The sequence below is a fragment of the Frigoribacterium sp. CFBP 8754 genome, assembly GCF_014841815.1.
GTDB classification, from domain to species: Bacteria; Actinomycetota; Actinomycetes; order Actinomycetales; family Microbacteriaceae; genus Frigoribacterium; species Frigoribacterium endophyticum.
Genome location: NZ_JACYUO010000008.1, coordinates 12,484 through 29,166, shown reverse-complemented (window position 1 = coordinate 29,166; position 16,683 = coordinate 12,484). Strand labels below are relative to the sequence as shown.

General features: G+C 74.3%; 19 protein-coding genes. 13 read left to right on the top strand and 6 right to left on the bottom strand.

Going from position 1 to position 16,683, the window contains the following annotated elements; all coding sequences use genetic code 11:
- The first annotated feature begins 14 nt into the window (after positions 1-14).
- The 4 genes from IFT72_RS14680 (at position 15) to IFT72_RS14665 (ending at position 4,232) form a co-directional block, all read left to right on the top strand.
- Complete coding sequence (locus tag IFT72_RS14680) at positions 15-1,019, top strand: ABC transporter substrate-binding protein (RefSeq protein ID WP_197981568.1); 1,005 nt, start codon at positions 15-17, stop codon at positions 1,017-1,019.
- Positions 1,016-2,623 (top strand): sugar ABC transporter ATP-binding protein, encoded by a 1,608-nt coding sequence (locus IFT72_RS14675; protein ID WP_167260625.1) that lies wholly within the window; start codon positions 1,016-1,018, stop codon positions 2,621-2,623. The genes IFT72_RS14680 and IFT72_RS14675 overlap by 4 nt, the downstream gene beginning before the upstream one ends.
- A complete protein-coding gene (locus tag IFT72_RS14670) occupies positions 2,616-3,671 on the top strand; it encodes an ABC transporter permease (protein ID WP_056057786.1) in 1,056 nt (351 codons plus the stop codon). Before IFT72_RS14675 ends, IFT72_RS14670 begins: the two co-directional genes overlap by 8 nt.
- Positions 3,672-3,773: 102 nt before the next feature.
- Positions 3,774-4,232 (top strand): RbsD/FucU domain-containing protein, encoded by a 459-nt coding sequence (locus IFT72_RS14665; RefSeq protein ID WP_192046880.1) that lies wholly within the window; start codon positions 3,774-3,776, stop codon positions 4,230-4,232.
- A gap of 13 nt (positions 4,233-4,245) precedes the next feature.
- On the opposite strand, the gene IFT72_RS14660 is transcribed toward IFT72_RS14665, so the two are convergent.
- A complete protein-coding gene (locus tag IFT72_RS14660; protein WP_056057792.1) occupies positions 4,246-4,476 on the bottom strand; it encodes a DUF2283 domain-containing protein in 231 nt (76 codons plus the stop codon).
- Positions 4,477-4,762: 286 nt separating this feature from the next.
- Here IFT72_RS14660 and IFT72_RS14655 point away from each other — a divergent pair, with 286 nt between their 5' ends.
- From IFT72_RS14655 to IFT72_RS14645, 3 genes are all read left to right on the top strand, one after another.
- Positions 4,763-5,032, top strand: coding sequence for a hypothetical protein (locus IFT72_RS14655; RefSeq protein WP_192046879.1), 270 nt, complete (start codon positions 4,763-4,765; stop codon positions 5,030-5,032).
- A 177-nt stretch (positions 5,033-5,209) separates the two neighbouring features.
- Positions 5,210-5,443, top strand: a complete 234-nt coding sequence (locus tag IFT72_RS14650; RefSeq protein ID WP_056057798.1) for a hypothetical protein — start codon at positions 5,210-5,212, stop codon at positions 5,441-5,443.
- 105 nt (positions 5,444-5,548) lie between these two features.
- Complete coding sequence (locus IFT72_RS14645) at positions 5,549-6,034, top strand: tetratricopeptide repeat protein (protein WP_192046878.1); 486 nt, start codon at positions 5,549-5,551, stop codon at positions 6,032-6,034.
- Between the two features lie 213 nt (positions 6,035-6,247).
- Here the strand turns inward: IFT72_RS14645 and IFT72_RS14640 are convergent, their stop codons facing one another.
- Entirely contained in the window at positions 6,248-6,985 is a 738-nt protein-coding gene (locus IFT72_RS14640; protein WP_192046877.1) for an SDR family NAD(P)-dependent oxidoreductase, read from the bottom strand.
- A gap of 60 nt (positions 6,986-7,045) precedes the next feature.
- Between IFT72_RS14640 and IFT72_RS14635 the strand changes: the two genes are divergently transcribed.
- The 3 genes from IFT72_RS14635 to IFT72_RS14625 all read left to right on the top strand — a co-directional run bounded on the left by IFT72_RS14635 (position 7,046) and on the right by IFT72_RS14625 (position 9,518).
- A complete protein-coding gene (locus IFT72_RS14635; RefSeq protein WP_192046876.1) occupies positions 7,046-7,819 on the top strand; it encodes an NUDIX domain-containing protein in 774 nt (257 codons plus the stop codon).
- 9 nt (positions 7,820-7,828) lie between these two features.
- A complete protein-coding gene (locus tag IFT72_RS14630) occupies positions 7,829-8,578 on the top strand; it encodes a UTRA domain-containing protein (RefSeq protein ID WP_192046875.1) in 750 nt (249 codons plus the stop codon).
- Positions 8,579-8,816: 238 nt separating this feature from the next.
- Entirely contained in the window at positions 8,817-9,518 is a 702-nt protein-coding gene (locus IFT72_RS14625) for a GrpB family protein (RefSeq protein WP_192046874.1), read from the top strand.
- 300 nt (positions 9,519-9,818) lie between these two features.
- Here the strand turns inward: IFT72_RS14625 and IFT72_RS14620 are convergent, their stop codons facing one another.
- The 3 genes from IFT72_RS14620 to IFT72_RS14610 form a co-directional block, all read right to left on the bottom strand.
- The gene (locus tag IFT72_RS14620; RefSeq protein WP_192046873.1) at positions 9,819-10,700 is read right to left on the bottom strand and encodes an NAD(P)-dependent oxidoreductase; all 882 of its coding nucleotides are present in this window, start codon (positions 10,698-10,700) and stop codon (positions 9,819-9,821) included.
- A gap of 144 nt (positions 10,701-10,844) precedes the next feature.
- Positions 10,845-11,759, bottom strand: a complete 915-nt coding sequence (locus tag IFT72_RS14615; protein WP_192046872.1) for an NmrA family NAD(P)-binding protein — start codon at positions 11,757-11,759, stop codon at positions 10,845-10,847.
- Between the two features lie 77 nt (positions 11,760-11,836).
- A complete protein-coding gene (locus tag IFT72_RS14610) occupies positions 11,837-12,781 on the bottom strand; it encodes a chlorophyllase (protein WP_192046871.1) in 945 nt (314 codons plus the stop codon).
- Positions 12,782-12,902: 121 nt separating this feature from the next.
- Here IFT72_RS14610 and IFT72_RS14605 point away from each other — a divergent pair, with 121 nt between their 5' ends.
- From IFT72_RS14605 to IFT72_RS14595, 3 genes are all read left to right on the top strand, one after another.
- Positions 12,903-13,529: a TetR/AcrR family transcriptional regulator gene (locus IFT72_RS14605; protein WP_192046870.1), complete on the top strand. Its 627-nt coding sequence runs from the start codon at positions 12,903-12,905 to the stop codon at positions 13,527-13,529.
- 170 nt (positions 13,530-13,699) lie between these two features.
- Positions 13,700-15,235, top strand: coding sequence for an MFS transporter (locus IFT72_RS14600; protein ID WP_371741310.1), 1,536 nt, complete (start codon positions 13,700-13,702; stop codon positions 15,233-15,235).
- On the top strand, positions 15,228-16,211 hold the full coding sequence (locus IFT72_RS14595; protein WP_371741309.1) for an alpha/beta hydrolase: 984 nt from the start codon (positions 15,228-15,230) through the stop codon (positions 16,209-16,211). Before IFT72_RS14600 ends, IFT72_RS14595 begins: the two co-directional genes overlap by 8 nt.
- Before the next feature lie 3 nt (positions 16,212-16,214).
- On the opposite strand, the gene IFT72_RS14590 is transcribed toward IFT72_RS14595, so the two are convergent.
- The gene (locus tag IFT72_RS14590) at positions 16,215-16,601 is read right to left on the bottom strand and encodes a VOC family protein (RefSeq protein ID WP_192046869.1); all 387 of its coding nucleotides are present in this window, start codon (positions 16,599-16,601) and stop codon (positions 16,215-16,217) included.
- Between the last annotated feature and the right edge of the window lie 82 nt (positions 16,602-16,683).

Here is a 16,683-nt window from a genome sequence, read left to right as displayed (position 1 = left end):
TCTCCCTCTCCCTCGTGGCGACCATCGCCCTCGTCGCCCTCGTCGGCGGCGTCGTCGGCGGCAGGGCCACGGTCTCCGAGGCGGCATCGAGCGGAGGGGGTGAGGGAGGCGCGGCGTCCGGAGTCAAGGTCGACGTCATCATCCGGGCCAGCGACTCCGCCTACTGGCAGACCCTGCTCGCCGGCTCCGAGGCCGCCGCGGCCGACTACGGCATCGAGGTCGCGACCTTCGGACCGACCTCCGAGACCGACATCGCCGGGCAGGTGCAGCTCGTCGAGAACTCCGTCTCGCGCGGCGCCGACGCCATCCTCATCGCGCCCAGCTCGAGCGAGGCCCTGAACGCCTCCATCGACCAGGCGCGGGCGGCCGGCATCAAGGTCATCACGGCCGACACGAAGGTCACCGCCGACATCGAGGGCCACATCGGCACGAACAACGTCCTCGCCGGCACGGCCGCCGGCGAGCGCATGTGCCAGCTGCTCACCGACGCGGGCACGACCACCGGCAAGGTGCTCGTCGAGGCCCCGATCGCGGGCATCGAGGCCAACCAGGACCGCGACGCGGGCTTCCGGGCCGGGCTCGCGGCAGGCTGCCCCGACATCGACTCCAGCCTGCAGAGCTACAACAACAACGACATCGGCACGGCGGCCTCGCAGGTGAACGACGCCATCTCGGCGAACTCCGACCTCGTGGGCGTCTTCGCCGACAACAACAGCTCCGGCGTCGGCGCGGCCACCGCCATCAAGGACAACGACGCGTCCGACGACATCGTCGTCGTCGCCTTCGACTCCGACCCGGCGGAGAACGCCGCCCTGGCCGACGGCAGCATCGACGCACTGGTCGTGCAGAACCCCTGGTTCCTCGGCTACCAGGGCGTCGTCGAGGCCGCGATGGCGACGCAGGGGCGCATCCCGCCCGCGAGCCTCGACCCCGGCGTCGCCGTGGCCGACCGCGACAACATGGAGAGCCCCGAGATCAAGTCGCTCCTCGAGCCGCAGACTGCCGAGACCAACGGATGACCGTCCGCGAGCCCGAGGGCGCTGCCGTGCTGCAGCTCACCGACGTCTCGAAGGCGTTCGGCGCCGTCCAGGCCCTCAGCGGCGTCTCGCTCAAGCTCGTGGCGGGGCAGGTGCACTGCCTCGCCGGCGAGAACGGCGCCGGCAAGTCGACGCTGATCAAGGTGCTCACGGGGGCGCTGCCCCGCGACTCGGGCGACTACGACATCGACGGCCGCACGGTCACGACGGCCACCCCGGCCGCCCTCCGCGGCGCGGGCGTGCAGGCCGTCTACCAGGAGCTCAGCCTCCTGCCGCACCTCTCGGTGGGCGAGAACATGTTCATGGGCCGCCTGCCGGCGCGCTCGGGCGTGATCCGCTCCCGAGACCTGCACGACCGCTGCCGGTTCGTGCTCGACTCGCTCGGCCTCGCCGACGTCGACCCCGACGTCGTCGTCGAGCGGCTGCCCGCCGCGACGAAGCAGCTCGTCGAGGTCGCGAAGGTCGTCACCGCCGACTCCGTCAAGGTGATCGTCTTCGACGAGCCGACGACGGCGCTGACCGAGGCCGAGTCCGACCGGCTGCTCGACCAGATCCGGAAGTTCAAGGCGGAGGGCGTCGCGATCCTCTACGTCACCCACCGCCTGGAGGAGATGTTCGCCGTCGGCGACTGGGTCACGGTGCTCCGCGACGGCGAGCTGTCGCAGAGCGGGCCGATGAGCGACTACACGGAGGACACGCTGATCAACGCCATGGTCGGCCGTGAGGTGTCGAGCCTGTACCCGGACGAGGCGCGCGAGGTCCACCCGGCGCGCCTCAGCCTCCGGGGCCTGCGGCGCACGCCGGACAGCCCGACCATCGACCTCGAGGCCCGGGGCGGCGAGATCCTCGGCATCGGGGGCCTGCTCGGCTCGGGGCGCAGCGAGCTGCTGCTCAGCGTCTTCGGCTCGGAGCCGGTCGCGGAGGGCGAGATCCTCGTCGACGGCGTCGTGGTCCGGCCCGACGGGCCGCGCACGATGATGGACGCGGGCGTGGCCCTGCTCACCGAGGACCGCAAGGTGCTCGGCCTGCTGCCGGAGCTGTCCATCCGCGAGAACGTGACGATCGCGAGCCTGCGCGTCGGCTCCCGGCGGGGGCTGCTGCCCGGCCGGGCACAGTCCGACGAGGCCGACGCCCTGCTCGACAGCCTCCGCATCCGCGCCGGCTCGTACGACCAGCCGGTCTCGACGCTCTCCGGGGGCAACCAGCAGAAGGTGCTGCTCGCCCGCTGGCTGCTGACGAAGCCCGGGGTCATCATGTTCGACGAGCCGACGAAGGGCATCGACGTCGGCGCCAAGGGCGAGCTCTACGACGTGATCAACGACCTGGCCCGCCGCGGCCTCGCGGTCGTCGTCGTCTCGTCGTACCTGCCCGAGCTGCTCGGCCTCGCCGATCGCGTGGTGGTGCTCCGCGAGGGCGCCGTCGCGGGCGAGCTGCCGGGCGGCGCCTCCGAGGAGGACGTGCTCCGCCTCGCCAGCGGCGGGGTCGACGACCCCGCCGACCACCTGCACGGCGTCCCGCCGCTCAGGCACGACCCCCGCACCGACCCGGTCACCCGACAGAACATCGAGGAAGTCCCCCATGCCTAAGTTGATGTGGCGCGAACCCATCGAGACGACGACCATCCGGGTGGTGCGGAACGGCGACGACGCCGCGGCCGCGGCCGCCCGGGCGTCGACCAAGCCGCGGGTCACGACCCTCGGCAGCATCGCCGGCCGCGAGAGCGGGGTGCTGATCGTCCTGCTCGTCGTGTTCGGAGCGCTGACGCTCGCGAGCGACGACTTCCTGACCGGCAACAACCTCGCGAACCTGGCCCGCCAGGTGTCGATCTTCGGGATCCTCGCCATCGGGCAGCTGATGGTCATCCTCACCGGGGGCATCGACCTCTCGGTCGGGTCGATCCTCGGCCTCGCCGGGGCGGTCACCGCGCAGCTGCTCGTCGCGGGGGTGCCGATCCCGCTCGCGCTGATCCTGGGCGCGCTCGTCGGGGCGGTGCTGGGCATCATCACGGGGCTGCTGGTGACGAGGTTCAAGCTCCCCCCGTTCATCGCGACGCTCGGCATGCTCGGCATCGCCCGGGGCGTGGTGCTCGTGATCACCGACGCGAACACGATCCAGGGCCTGCCCGAGGGCTTCCAGACGATCGCCAACGGCTCGGTGGTCGGCGTGCCGAACCTGCTGATCCTGTTCGTCGTCATCGCGGCGATCGCGGCCTTCGTGCTGAAGCGCACCGTCTTCGGCCGGTACGTCTACGCCGTCGGCTCGAACCCGGAGGCGGCGCGCCTGGCCGGAGTGCCGGTGCGGCTGGTGACCATCACGGTCTACGGCATCGCGGGGCTGCTGTCGGCGGTCGGCGGCGTGCTGCTGACCTCGCGGCTCGGGGCCGGCGTGCCCACGGCGGGCACCGGCTTCGAGCTGCAGGCGATCGCGGCGTGCGTGATCGGCGGCGCGAGCCTCTCCGGGGCACGGGGCAGCGCGATCGGCGCGGCCTGCGGGGCGCTGCTGATCGGCGTGCTGAACAACGGCGGCAACCTGCTGGCCGTGAACTCGTTCTACCTCCAGATCGCGATCGGCCTGCTGATCCTCGTGGCCGTCGCGTTCGACCAGCTGAACACCCGGGCCGCCGCCCGGGAGTGAGGCACGGCGACGGCCGGGCCGGTGCCTCCTGCGGGAGGTGGCCGGCCCGGTCGTCGTGCACCGAGACTCCCCCCGTCCCCTCCCTTCCTGAAGGAGCCCCTCGTGCTCAAGGGCATCGACCCCGTCCTCACCGCCGAGCTGCTGTCGGTGCTCATGTCGATGGGGCACGGCGACCAGCTGCTGCTCTGCGACGTGAACCACCCGGCCGCGTCGATCGCGGCCCACACCACCCACGGCACCGTCGTCGACCTCGCGGGCTGCGACCTGCCGCGGGCCGTGGGCGCCGTCCTGTCGCTGATGCCGCTCGACACGTTCGTCGAGGCACCCGTGACGCGGATGGCGGTGGTGGGCGACCCCGACCGGCTCGTGCCGGTGCACCACGCCGTGCAGGCCGCGGTCGACGCCGCCGTCGGCGGGGCCGTGCCGGTGGAGGCGCTGGAGCGGTTCGACTTCTACGCCGCGGCCCGCGGGGCGTTCGCGGTCGTGCGGACCAGCGACTGGGGGCCGTACGGGTGCTTCCTGCTGCGGAAGGGCGTGGTGGAGGGCGGGGCTGAGGCGTGAGCCTCCGGGCTCGTCACCCGATGCGGGTGGCGTGCTCCAGCACCGACTCGGCGAGCGCGGCGCGGGCTCCGACGACCTCGATCCCGAGCAGGCGCCCCTCGGCGTCGAAGTCGAGCACGACGGTGGCGCGGTCACCGGGGGCCTCGACGACCTCCTGGGCGACGGCGGCGCCGCGGCCGACGCGCGGCACGAGCTGGATGTAGGCGCAGTCGGCGGACGCGTCGTAGGTCACGGGGAGGTCCATCGCGCCACGCTAGCGCGCGGCTGACTCAGGCGGGTCCGTGTCCTTCCCGGCGGGCGGGCGCCGGCACGCCGCCGAGGACAGGAACCCGCCGCACTCCCCGAGCGCCCTCGGTGCCACCCCGGAAGTACGGTCCAGCATCGCTGATCCACTCCGGAGTGGATCAGCGATGCTGGACCACGACTCCCGCCCCTGCCGCACCGACGCGAGCCCTCCGACCCGCCGACCGCGGCGCTGCGGAGGCTCGCGGCGAGGACGAGCTCATTGCCGTGCCCGAGGGGGAAGCGCCATGGGGAACACGACGACCCACGGAGGTCTCGATTCGTTGAGCGGCCCGGCGCGGGACGCCCGTCGGCTGATGGTCGCCGGGGCCGTGTGCGTGGTCGTCGCGATCGTGCTGCTGTTGCAGCCCCAGGACGAGCTGCCCGTGCTGGGCGACACGTCGTCCGCCGCGCGCGTCATCGGCGGTCTCGGGGCTGTCTTCGTGATCCGAGCTGGCATCGGCCTCTGGCTCGTGCGCCGGGACCGACGGAGGCGCGGGCCCGGTGAGCAGGCCTGACCGGCATCGTGCGGAGCACGGGACCGTCGGGAAGTACGGTCCAGGAACGCTGATCCACTCCAGAGTGGAGGAGCGATGCGGGGGCGCACTCCCGGAGCCGCCCGCCGCGGGCTCACGTCGCGACCGACCTGACCCGACCTGACATGACCTGACCTGACCCGACACGAGGAGCACGACATGGACGCCCGAGACACGACGAAGCGCGGAGCACCCGGCGGCCTCCTCGGGGCGTGGTTCAACGTCGCCGTCTGCACCGCGATCGTGGTCGGCGCCATCGTCTACACGGTGACCGGCCCGGACGTCCTCTCCGACCGCCTCATCGGCGGAGGCGTCGCCCTCGTCGGCGTCGGCATGCTCGTCTTCTTCATCTCGGTGCTCCGCCGCGAACTCGCCCGCCGTCGGGACCGCTGAGGCCCCGACCCGCACGAGGCTGAGCCTGCACCGGCACGCGAGCCCGACGCCTGCCGTGAGCGTCGCGGGTGGCACGGTCGCCGTCCCGGTCGCTAGCCTGCCCGGATGAGCACCGACGAGTGGGAAGACCGCGTCGCCGCCCTCTGGGCCGACGAGACCGTCGACGACGCGCGGCGGATCGCGCTGATGCGCGACCTCGCCGCCGACGCGCCGCACCCCGCCCTCGGCGCGTTCGAGCTCGGCGGGGCGCACGACTCCGGCGGCCGGGAGGCCGACGCCGACGTCTCGTACGCGGCCGCGACCGCCGCCGGGCTCGACGCGGTCGACCCCGACCGAGCGGCGCGCATGGTCGTGCAGCACGCCTCGACCCTCCGCAACCTCGGCCGCGTCGACGAGGCGATCACGATGCTCCGCGACGCCCCTCCGCACCCCGCGACCGGTGCGGCACCGAGGGTGTTCCTCGCGCTCGCACTCCACAGCGCCGGCCGTGTCGACGAGGCGCTGCGCGTCGTGATCGAGGCCGTCGAGCCGACGCTGCCGCGGTACCACCGCTCCGTCCGCGCCTACGCAGCGGCCCTCACCGGCGACTGAGCGCGGGCGCGACCTCCCTCGCGGGCCCGCACCGCGACTCCTGCCCGCCCCGGGCTCGACGACTCGGTCGGCCGGCGGAGGAGGCGGAGAACGACCTTGGCGGATCGCTGATCCACTACAGAGTGGATCGAGCTCCTCAGCGACCGTCTCCTCAGCGACGACGAGCGACGAGCCCCGCGGCGAGCGCGACCGCGAGCGCCGCGCCGGCGACCCTCAGCCGCGCGGCAGCCCCACTCCCGTCTCGCGCTCGAGCGCCGCGAGCACCTCGCCCTGGAAGCCCTCGTCGCCGACGGAGGCGTTCGGCTGCTGCTGCTCCTCGTGGAACCAGTAGGCCCCGCTGACGTCGCCCAGCTCGCCGAGGGCGAGCAGCCGCTGCGTGCGGTGGCCGAGCTCGAAGTCGTCGGGCGCGCCCGCGCCTCCCATCTTCGTGGCGACCCAGCCCGGGTCGACCGCGTTGCTCCGCAGGTCGGGCCGGAGTCGCGCGACGGCCGCCGAGAACGCCGTCACGAACAGCTTGCTGTCGGAGTACGACCCGGTCTCCCGCGAGCCCGACCAGTCGACGTCGCCCAGCACCGAGGCCGTGCCGCTCTTGTGCATGCCGCTGCTGAGGTACACGTGCCGCGTCGGCGCCGTCACGAGGGCGGTGAGCAGGTACGGGGCGACGACGTTGACGGGCATCATCGCCGCGCCGCGGATCAGGCCCGCGTTGTGGATCACCGCGTCGAGCGGGGCGTCGAGCCCGTTCAGCTCGTCGGCGAGCGCCGTCACCGCGTCGCGGTCGCCGAGGTCGGCGACGACGAGCCGGGCACCGCGGTCGACGAGCGGCTGCAGCACCTCCCCGCGCGAGTCGCTGCGGGCGTGGACGACGACGTGGTGCCCCTGCTCGAGCAGGGCTTCGGCGGCGCCGCGGCCGAGGCCGTCGGTCGAGCCGGTGACGAGGATGTGTGCCATGCCCCGATCCTGGCCCCGAGGGCCTGTGACCGACCGCACCGCCCCCCTAGCGTGGAGGGCATGACCACCTCGCCCGCGACTCCCGCCCGACCCGAGCACCCCGCCGACCCCGCGCGCCCCGCCCACCCCGACCGCTCCTCCCAGCCCGGCGTCGACGTCCCCGACCACCGCGGCCGCACCGGGCTCGACCAGGTGGGCCGCGACCTGGCGCGCAACCCGGACGTCGTCGTGCGCGACGTCGAGCTCACGAGCACCGGCTGGCACGTGCTGCGGCGCACGACCTTCGACCTGCGGGGCCGCGACGGGCGCTGGACGACCCAGCAGCGCGAGACCTACGACCGCGGCGACGGCGCGACGATCCTGCTCTACGACGCCGACCGCGGCACGGTGCTGCTGACGCGGCAGTTCCGCTTCCCCGCCTACGTCAACGGGCACCCCGACGGCATGCTCGTCGAGACGGGCGGCGGCCTGCTCGACCCCGACGACGCGGGCGACGCGACGGCGGCGATCCGTCGCGAGGCCGAGGAGGAGCTCGGCGTCCGCGTCGGCGAGGTCACCCCCGTCTTCGCCGTCTACATGAGCCCCGGCTCGGTGACCGAGCGGGTGCACTTCTTCGCCGCGCCGTACACGGTCGACGACCGTGTCGGCCCGGGCGGCGGCCTCGAGGAGGAGGGCGAGGACATCGAGGTGCTCGAGGTCGACCACGAGGAGGCGCGCCAGATGATCCGTGACGGTCGCGTCGTCGACGGCAAGACGATCATGCTGCTGCAGTGGGCGGCCCTCGACGGCCCGTTCGCGCCGCGCGGCCCCGAGCGCGACACGCCCGCTGGGTAGGATCGCGCCGTGCCCACCTCCCTCTACGAGCAGATCGCCGACGACCTGCGCCGGCGGATCCTCGGCGGCGAGCTCTCGGTGGGCGACGACGTGCCGAGCGAGGGCGAGCTCGCCGAGCAGTGGCGCACCTCGCGGGGCCCCGTCCGCAACGCCCTCGCCGCCCTCCGGTCGGAGGGCCTCGTCGAGACGCGGCGCGGCCGGCCCGCCCGCGTCGTGGCGCGCAAGGCGCACCACCCGGTCGACGTGTCGATCCCGTTCACGAAGTGGGTGCACGACGTCGGCGGCGAGCCCGGTGCCCGCACGCAGGAGGTCTCGCTGCGACGGGCCGGCGAGGAGAAGGCGCGGTCGCTCGGCATCGAGCCCGGCGACCTCGTGGTCGACGTCGTGCGGCTGCGCCTGGTCGACGGGCGCCCGACGATGCTCGAGCGGCTCACCTTCATCGAGGAGGTCGGCCGCGTGCTCTTCGACGTCGACCTCGACACCGTGTCGATCACCGAGTACCTCGACTCGCGCGGCTTCGGCTACGCCGACGTCGACCACGAGATCGACGCCGTCGCCGCCGACGACCTCGACGCCGAGCTGCTCGACGTCGAGCCCGGCACCCCGATCCTGCGCCTGCACCGCGTGACGCGCGGGGCCGACGGACGCACCTTCGAGGCCTCCGACGACCGCTACCGCAGCGACATCGTGCGCTTCACGGTCGCCGCGTCGGGGCGGGCCCGCGAGGGCGGGCACTTCATCCGGGCGCTCGGCGCCTGAGTCGCCGCGCCGAGCGTCGACGTCCCGCAGCGGACGAGCGCGGGAGGCGCGGGAGGCGCGGAGGCGGGGAGGCGGGGAGGCGGGGAGGCGCGGAGAGCGCACCACCGGAGGCTCGGCGGGTGCAGCGCGGGAGGCGCGGTCCAGGATCGCTGATCCACTCCGGAGTGGATCAGCGATGACGGCGTGCTCTTCCCGGCCGGTCGACGTCCGGCCCGGTGCCCCTCGGTAGGCTCGCGCCGTGCCCGACCCCACCTCGCCCGACGCCCCCAGCCCTCGCCCCCGCACCCGCACCCCCCGCCGCCCCGACGTGACCGCCCTCGAGCTGGTCGGCGGCCCCGAACGCGTCACCGTCACGCTGCACGAGCCCGACGAGGCCTGGGCGGCGACCTACCTCGAGCACCGGGCGCGCATCCTCGACGCGATCCGCGCCTCCCCGGCTGCCGGCTCCGACGACGACGGCGGCGACGAGAACGACGGCACCGCCCCGTCCGTCGACGTCGAGCACATCGGCTCGACCTCGGTGCCCGGGCTCGCGGCGAAGCCGATCGTCGACGTCGTCGTCGCGGTCGACGACATCACCGCCGAGGAGGACCACGTCGAGCGCCTGATCGCCGCCGGCTACGAGCTGCGCGTCCGCGAGCCCGGTCACCGGCTCGTGCGCACCCCCGAGCGCGACGTGCACGTGCACCTCTACGAGCGCGGCCACCCCGCGGTCGACGACTACCTGCTGCTGCGCGACCGGCTCCGCTCCGACGACGCCGACCGGGCCCTCTACGAGAGCACGAAGCGCGAGCTGCTCGACCGCGACTGGAGCGACATGAACGACTACGCCGACGCCAAGACCGCCGTCGTCGAGGCCATCAAGGCGCGAGCGCGAGAGGCGCGGGAGGCGCGGGCCGGGTCGTCCGCACCGGCCCCGCACCCCGGGGGCGCCGAGTAGCTCGTACCCCACCTCGGGGCGACCCCGGGCACGACGTGACGCGACGCGTCTACCGTCGACGTCACCCGCACCGCACGACCGCCACCCGAGAGGCACCCGCATGGCCCTGCACGACCCGAACGTCGCCCTGACCGCTCCGATCCGTCCTGAGACGCGCCTCCCGCTGCCCGCGACCGAGAAGGTCGACATGGCGCCGCTGCTCGCCGAGCGCGACTGACCGACGCCCGGCTGACGCACCGCCGGGCTGACCCGCCGCCAGGCCGACCCGCCGACCGGCGCGGAGAGCCCGGGAGGCGCGGCTCAGCGCAGCCGGTGCCCCTCGGCGTCGAGGTGGTCGCGCCACGAGCGCGTGGCCGTCCAGCCCAGCAGGCGCCGGGCCTTCTCGGTCGAGATGCCGGAGGCGTCGACGCGGTCGATCGCCCGCAGCTCGACCTGGTCGCCGTGGTGCTCGCGCAGCGTCGCCGCGAAGTCGTGGCCGCCGGCGTTGTCGGCGGCGGCGATGTAGAACACCTCGTGGCCGGGCAGGTCGCTCTCGGCGGCGAGCAGGAGAGCGTCGGCGAGGTCGTCGGAGTCGATGTAGCTGCCGAAGTTCGCGCTCGTCGGCGACGCCTCGCGCACGTGCGGCCCGAGGTTCTCCTCGTAGTTGCTCTCGTCGTGCACCGTGCTCGGCCGGATCGAGATCGCCCGCAGGTCGGAGCGGCGGACGGCCGCGTCCATCAGCTGCTCGCCGAAGGCCTTCGAGAGGGCGTACGGGTCCTGCGGGTGCAGCGGGTGCTCCTCGTCGACGGGGACGTAGTCGGGCAGGAAGGGCCGTTCGGGGAAGAAGTTGCCGACGATGCTCTCGCTCGACACGTTGACGAAGCGGGGCACGCCGAACCGGACCGCCGCCTCCACCAGGTTGAACGTCGACATCAGGTTCGTCTGGAAGACGACGTGCGCGGGGTTCGCGGTCGGCTGCGGGATGGCCGCCACGTGCACCACGGCGTCGGCCCCGGCCACGGCGGCGTACGCGGAGCCCGCGTCGGTGAGGTCGGCCATCATGTACCGGCCGGGCGCGACGGAGCCGGCGTCGAAGACGGGCCGCACGAGGTCGACGCCGAGCACGTCGTGCCCCGCGTCGACGAAGCGACGTACGGCGGCGCGGCCGACCTTGCCGCGTGACCCGGTGATGACGACCTTCATGCAGTGCTCCCTCGACGGGCGACGGTGTCGCCACCGGCCGTCAGGCCGACCAGCGCGACGCTACGCCGCCGCGGACCTGTGGGCATGCTCGCCGTGGCCCGGGCGGCGCCGTGGGTCAGGCGGGCGGACGACCGAGGCCGCCCGCTAGCCCTCCGTGCGAGCCGCCGTGCCGAGGTGAGCGGCGAGCACGTCGCGCACGGTGGTCCACTCGTGGGCCCCGAAGCGGTCGTTGTCGACGTGCCGCAGCTGCGCCTGGCCGCTGAACATGTTGACGAAGTACTGCATGCCCTGCCACGCGGGGAAGGCCTCGTCCGGGTCCCTCGAGAGGCGCCGGCCGACCTTGCTCATCGCCGACAGGGTCGCCGTCGTGCCGGCCCACTGCAGGCCGAAGGGCTCGCCGGTCAGCTCGGTCATCGCGCTGGCGATCTCGCGGGCCGTCATGCGCGACCCCGCGACCTCGACCACCCGCGGGGCGTCGGGGTCGAGCGCCACGAGGGCGGCGACGCGGGCGACGTCGTCCTTGGTGGTGAAGTCGAGCACCTGGTCGGGGCTCGACCAGTACAGGACCTTGTGGCGCCCGAACAGGATGAGCGGCGCGTCACCGGTGAGCAGCTCGGTGAACATGCCGTTCAGCACCGACGTCGCCCGCACGGGCGCCGCGTCGACGTCGGCGGCGAACTCGCGGCGGAGCTCGAAGTTGCGGTTGCTGCCCACGTCGATCGAGCGGTAGTCGGCCGACCAGTCCGAGGGCACGAAGCGCGGCACGCCGGCCGCCACGGTCGCGGCGAGCAGGGCACGCTGCGCGTCGACGATCACCGACCGGGTGCCGCTCACCGCCGAGACGACGACGTCGACGCCGCGGGCCGCCTCGGTGAGGGCGGCGTGGTCGCCGTACGCCGCGACGACGACGTCGACCCGGTCGTCGGTGCCGAGCGCCGCAGCGCTCCGGCTGCCCGGGCGGGTCAGCACCCGCACGCGGGCGTCGTGCGTCAGGAGTTCACGGAGGATGCGCTGGCCGAGGTCGCCGGTGGCGCCGGCGAGGAGGACGGTGGTGGTCATGACCTCGAGTCTCTCCCTGTCGCGGCGCGGCCGCGCACTCGCCGCGGCCGGTCAGGGGCGGTGAGGGGGTGGTGCCGTCACTTGCTGTCGACGTGCCCGATCGGGTCGGCGGCTCGGCGGAGGGCGTCCCGGGCCGCGGGCCAGGCGCCCCCGTCGACGCGGAGGGCGGTGCGGAGGTAGGCGGTGCTCAGGCGCTGGACGACGGCGACCCGCTCCGGGTCCTCGTCGGTCGTCTCGGCGACCTCGTAGCCGACGATCCCGCCCAGGGAGTGCTCCGCGCCGTGCAGGGTGAGGAGGTCGGTGGCGCCGGGGCCGTGCGTGTAGGCGTCGGTGAACCAGTCCGGGCCGCGGCTGGACATCCTCGACTGGTCGTGGTCGCCGGCGACGACGAGGGTCGGGGTGGCGAGCTCGCCGAACGCCGGGCGCATGAAGGGGAAGTTCGCCTGCGCGAAGGGGTGCAGGTCGTCACCGCCGAGGCCGGTGGCGGCGAGGAGGACGCCCGCGGTGACGCGGCTGTCGGACATGTCGTCTCCGACGTGGCCTTCCTCGCCGACGATGCGCGCGCCGAGCAGCGCCTGCGCCGTCTGGCCGCCCCAGGAGTGGCCCGTCGCGGCGATCCGGTCGCGGTCGACCCGGCCGGCGAGACCGGGGACGGCCGCCTCGACGGTGTCGAGCTGGTCGAGCACGCGGGTGAGGTCGGCGATGCGCTCGGTCCAGATCGAGGGGAAGACCGGGTGGTCGAACCCGAACCCGTTCCGCCTCGAGTCGAGGTGCGTGGGCTGGACGACGACGAAGCCGCGCGAGGCCCAGAACGCCGCCAGGGGCGCGTACCCGTCGAGGTTCCAGCCGTTGCCGTGCGAGAACACGACGACAGGCAGGTCGCCTCCCGTGGCGGGTGCCGACACGCGGACCTCGAGCGGGACGGCACGCCCCGGGGCCGACAGGGTCACCGGCGCGACGGAGACGACCGGGTCGCCGTCGCCGACGATGTCGTCCAGTGCGGTGACGAGTGATGAGGGCATGGAGGGTTCCTTCCTTCTGGGCTCGCGCTCTGCGATGCTTCTTATCGGAGCGCCGCTCCGCAACGTTACGGAACGTTGTTCCGTTAAGCAAGCACCAGTCCGACCCGATCGAGGAGGCGCCATGCCCGACACGCAGGGAAGCGACGCCCCAGCCGAGCCGTCACGGCCGGTGGGCCGCCCCCGCCGCAGCCAGCAGGCTCTCCTGGACGCGGCGGCGGAGGTGTTCGTGGAGTCCGGCGTCGACGCCCCCGTGCGCGAGATCGCGGCGAGGGCGGGCGTGGGAGTCGGGACCGTCTACCGGCACTTCCCGACGCGGCCCGAGCTGGTCGTCGCCGTCTACCGCCACCAGGTCGAGGCCTGCGCCGAGGCCGGGCCGCGACTCCTCGCCGAGAGCGCGACCCCGGAAGGAGCCCTCCGCGCGTGGGTGGCGCTGTTCGTGGACTTCCTCGTGACGAAGCACGGCCTCGCCACCGCCCTCCAGGGTGACGCCGCCGGCTCGGACGCACTCCACGCGTACTTCGTGGGCCGGCTCGTGCCGGTCTGCGGGTCGCTCCTCGCCGCGGCCCGCGCCGATCTCGGCCCCTCGGGCGAGGAGGCGGCCCTGGACGGGTACAGCCTCCTGAAGGGCGTCGGCAACCTCTGCATCGGCGCCGCGAGCGACCCGGGCTACGACGCCGAGCGGCTGGTGCAGGCCCTCGTCTCCGGTGCGCTCGCCCCCGGCCGGTCCCCGGGCACGAGCCCGGGGTAGTTCGTCCCCGACCGGACGACCGCCGCGGCGGCAGCGCTCCCGGGCTTCCGTCCGGGGCGGCGATCCGTGTACGGTGTCGTCCACTGAGGTAAAAGGCGTCGCGCCCTGCGACGCACCCGCACGCGGCATCGAACGAGTCGCCACTTCTTCCCAGAAGGAGTGCGCCCCTCGTGCTACCCAGTCCCTCTCTCACCCGCGGTCGGCTGCGTGCCGGCGACGCGCCTCCCCGGCTCGCCGACGCGTGGATCGCCCTGGCCGGGCTCTCCGCGGTCTTCCTGTTCGAGATGCTCGACACCTCGGTGCTGAACGTCGCCCTGCCGACGATCGGTCGCGAGCTGGGCTCGTCGACGACGGGGCTGCCGTGGGTGTCCGGCGCCTACGCGGTCGCCTTCGGCGGGCTCATGCTGCTCTTCGGCGCCGTCGCCGACCGCGTGGGTCGTCGGCGCGTCATGCTCGCGGGCCTCGTGCTGCTGGCCGTGGCGAGCCTCGCCACCGTCGCGGTCACGACGACCGAGCAGCTCATCGCCGTCCGGGTGCTGACGGGCGTCGCCGCGGCGATGACCACGCCCGGGTCGATGGCGCTGGCGTTCCGGCTGTTCGACGACGAGGGCCTGCGCGTCCGGGCCCTCACGGTCATCTCGACCGCGGGGCTCGTCGGCCTGGCCGTCGGCCCGACCGTCGGCGGGTTCGTGCTCGCCGTCGCCCCGTGGCAGGTGCTGCTGCTGGCCGACGTGCCGATCGCGGCGCTGGCGTTCGTCGGCGTCCTCGTCGGCGTCGGCCGCGACGACGCGGCGGGGCTGCGACGCGACCCGGTCGACGTGGGCGGAGCGCTGCTCGGCACCGCGACCGTGGCGGGGCTGCTCGTGACGCCGACCGTCCTCGTCGGGCCGGCCACCGCCTCCTCGTGGGGGTGGGCCGCCGTCGCCCTGACCGTCGCGTGCGGCGCCGGGTTCGTCGTTCGCCTGCGGACGGCGCGGCACCCGGTGGTCGACCTGCACCTGCTCGCCCGCCCCCTGGTGTCGAGCGGCCTGGCGTTCAAGGCCGCGTCGGGCCTCGCCGTCGCCGGGCTGTCGTACCTCGTGACGCTGCAGCTGCAGTTCGCCTGGGGCTGGCCGCCCGCCCTCGCCGCCGTGGGCACGCTGCCGCAGGTCGTCGTGCTCCTGGCCGGTGGCCGCCTCGTGGGGCCGTTCGTGCAGCGGGTCGGCCTGGGCCGGGCGGCGTGGGTCAGCGCGGCCGCGGTCGTGTCGGGCCTCGCGGTCTTCGGAGCCCTGAGCCGCCACGGGTACGTCTGGGTGCTCGTCGCCCTCGTGCTCGTGGCCGCCGGCATGCGCGTCGTCGGCGTCGTCGCCGGAGCCTCCGTGCTGACGGGCCTCCCGGCCGACCGCACCTCGGTCGGCGCGGCCCTCGTCGACACGTCGAGCGAGCTCGCGGGAGGAGCCGCGGTCGCCGCCGCGGGCACGATCGTCGCGGCCTTCGTCACCGGCAGCATCACCACCACCCCGTGGACGCCCCCGCGGCTCGCGGGCTTCGAGGACGCCCTCACCGTCGCCGGGCTCGGCCTCGCCGCCGTCGCCGCCGCGCTCGTCGTGGTCGGGATGCTCCGGGCGCGAGCCGCCGGCCCGGCCCCCGACGCCACCACGGCACCCGCCCCCTCGACCCCCCTCACCCCCACCGCCCCCACCACCCAGGAGCCCTCCCGTGCCTGACCCCACCACCGCCCTGCCCCGCCCCCCGTTCGACCCCGAGTTCGTGCCCTTCCTGGAGGCGATGGACGCCCGCGGCCGCTTCCGCCTCGAGACCGCGATGCTGCCGCAGATGCGACAGCTGGACACGACGGAGGCGCGGCTCGACGAAGGGCTGCGCGCCCGCGGCCTCGAGAGGCGCAGCATCACCGTCCCCGGGCACCTCGGCGACCCGATCACGCTCGCGGTCGTGCAGCGCGTCGGCCGCACCGGGACGGCGGCCTGCGCGTACGCGATCCATGGCGGCGGGATGATGTTCGGCCACCACCTCGGCAACCTCGACGCGTACGACGACTGGCTGCTCGTGCACGACGTCGTCCTGGTCAGCCCCGACTACCGTCTCGCCCCCGAGCACCCCGACCCGTACCCGGTCGAGGACTGCTGGGCCGGCCTGGCCTGGGTCGCGGAGCACGCCGACGAGCTCGGCGTCGACCCCGGGCGCATCGTGCTCGTCGGCCAGAGCGCCGGGGCCGGGCTCGCGGCGGGCACGGCGCTCCTCGCCCGGGACCGGCAGGGGCCGGCCGTCATCGGGCAGGTGCTCGTCAGCCCCATGCTCGACGACCGTGACGCGACGCACTCCGCGCGGCAGTTCGACGGGGTGGGCGTCGCCGACCGCGAGATGACCCGGTTCGGCTGGGACGCCTACCTCGGCGACCGTCGCGGCGGCGACGACGTGTCGATCTACGCGGCCCCCGGCCGGGCGACCGACCTGACCGGCCTGCCGCCGGCCTACGTCGACTGTGGCAGCACCGAGGTGTTCCGCGACGAGACCGTCGCCTACGCGAGCGCGCTCTGGGCGGCGGGCGTGCAGGCGGAGCTGCACGTGTGGCCGGGGGCGTTCCACGGGTCGACGAGCATGGTGCCGGGGGCGACGCTGTCGCGGCGGGCCGTCACCGCCCTGCGGGACTGGACCGGGCGCCTCCTCGGCTCCACGCCCTGACGGCTAGTCGGTGATCGGTGTGCTGAAGAGGTTGACGACGTTGCCGTCGGGGTCACGGACGAGTGCGGAGCGGTTGCCCCAGGGCATCGTGGTCGGCTCGAGGACGACGTCCTCGCCGCGGAGCGCGAGCGTGCGCACGAGCTCGGCGAACTCGTGGTCGACGTCGGCGACCTCGAACTCGATCACCACGGAGCGGTTCGTCGCGGGGGCGAGGGCGCCGCCGAGCATCGCGACGGTCGCGGTGCTGGCGATCGCGAGGGTCGCGCCGGGGCCGGTGAACTGCGCGAAGACCGGGGCGGGGCGCTCGGCCTGCTGGCCGGTGACCTGCTCGTAGAACGCGACGAGGCCTTCGAGGTCGTCGGTGACGATGCGGACGGATGCGAACGACATGGGGCTCCTTCAGGGGCGCTGGTGAGGCTGGAGCACCAGCGTCGCTGGTCGTCGCGACGACGTCCTGTCGGTGTTCGACGAA

Bases quoted from the DNA above. Each gene is read 5' to 3' on its own strand.
- IFT72_RS14645 (WP_192046878.1), top strand. From the start codon at position 5,549: ATGAGCACCGACGAGTGGGAAGACCGCGTCGCCGCCCTCTGGGCCGAC.
- IFT72_RS14670 (WP_056057786.1), top strand. From the start codon at position 2,616: ATGCCTAAGTTGATGTGGCGCGAACCCATCGAGACGACGACCATCCGG.
- IFT72_RS14615 (WP_192046872.1), bottom strand. From the start codon at position 11,759: ATGACCACCACCGTCCTCCTCGCCGGCGCCACCGGCGACCTCGGCCAG.
- IFT72_RS14620 (WP_192046873.1), bottom strand. From the start codon at position 10,700: ATGAAGGTCGTCATCACCGGGTCACGCGGCAAGGTCGGCCGCGCCGCC.
- IFT72_RS14640 (WP_192046877.1), bottom strand. From the start codon at position 6,985: ATGGCACACATCCTCGTCACCGGCTCGACCGACGGCCTCGGCCGCGGC.
- IFT72_RS14635 (WP_192046876.1), top strand. From the start codon at position 7,046: ATGACCACCTCGCCCGCGACTCCCGCCCGACCCGAGCACCCCGCCGAC.
- IFT72_RS14660 (WP_056057792.1), bottom strand. From the start codon at position 4,476: ATGGACCTCCCCGTGACCTACGACGCGTCCGCCGACTGCGCCTACATC.
- IFT72_RS14655 (WP_192046879.1), top strand. From the start codon at position 4,763: ATGGGGAACACGACGACCCACGGAGGTCTCGATTCGTTGAGCGGCCCG.
- IFT72_RS14675 (WP_167260625.1), top strand. From the start codon at position 1,016: ATGACCGTCCGCGAGCCCGAGGGCGCTGCCGTGCTGCAGCTCACCGAC.
- IFT72_RS14650 (WP_056057798.1), top strand. From the start codon at position 5,210: ATGGACGCCCGAGACACGACGAAGCGCGGAGCACCCGGCGGCCTCCTC.
- IFT72_RS14610 (WP_192046871.1), bottom strand. From the start codon at position 12,781: ATGCCCTCATCACTCGTCACCGCACTGGACGACATCGTCGGCGACGGC.
- IFT72_RS14605 (WP_192046870.1), top strand. From the start codon at position 12,903: ATGCCCGACACGCAGGGAAGCGACGCCCCAGCCGAGCCGTCACGGCCG.
- IFT72_RS14590 (WP_192046869.1), bottom strand. From the start codon at position 16,601: ATGTCGTTCGCATCCGTCCGCATCGTCACCGACGACCTCGAAGGCCTC.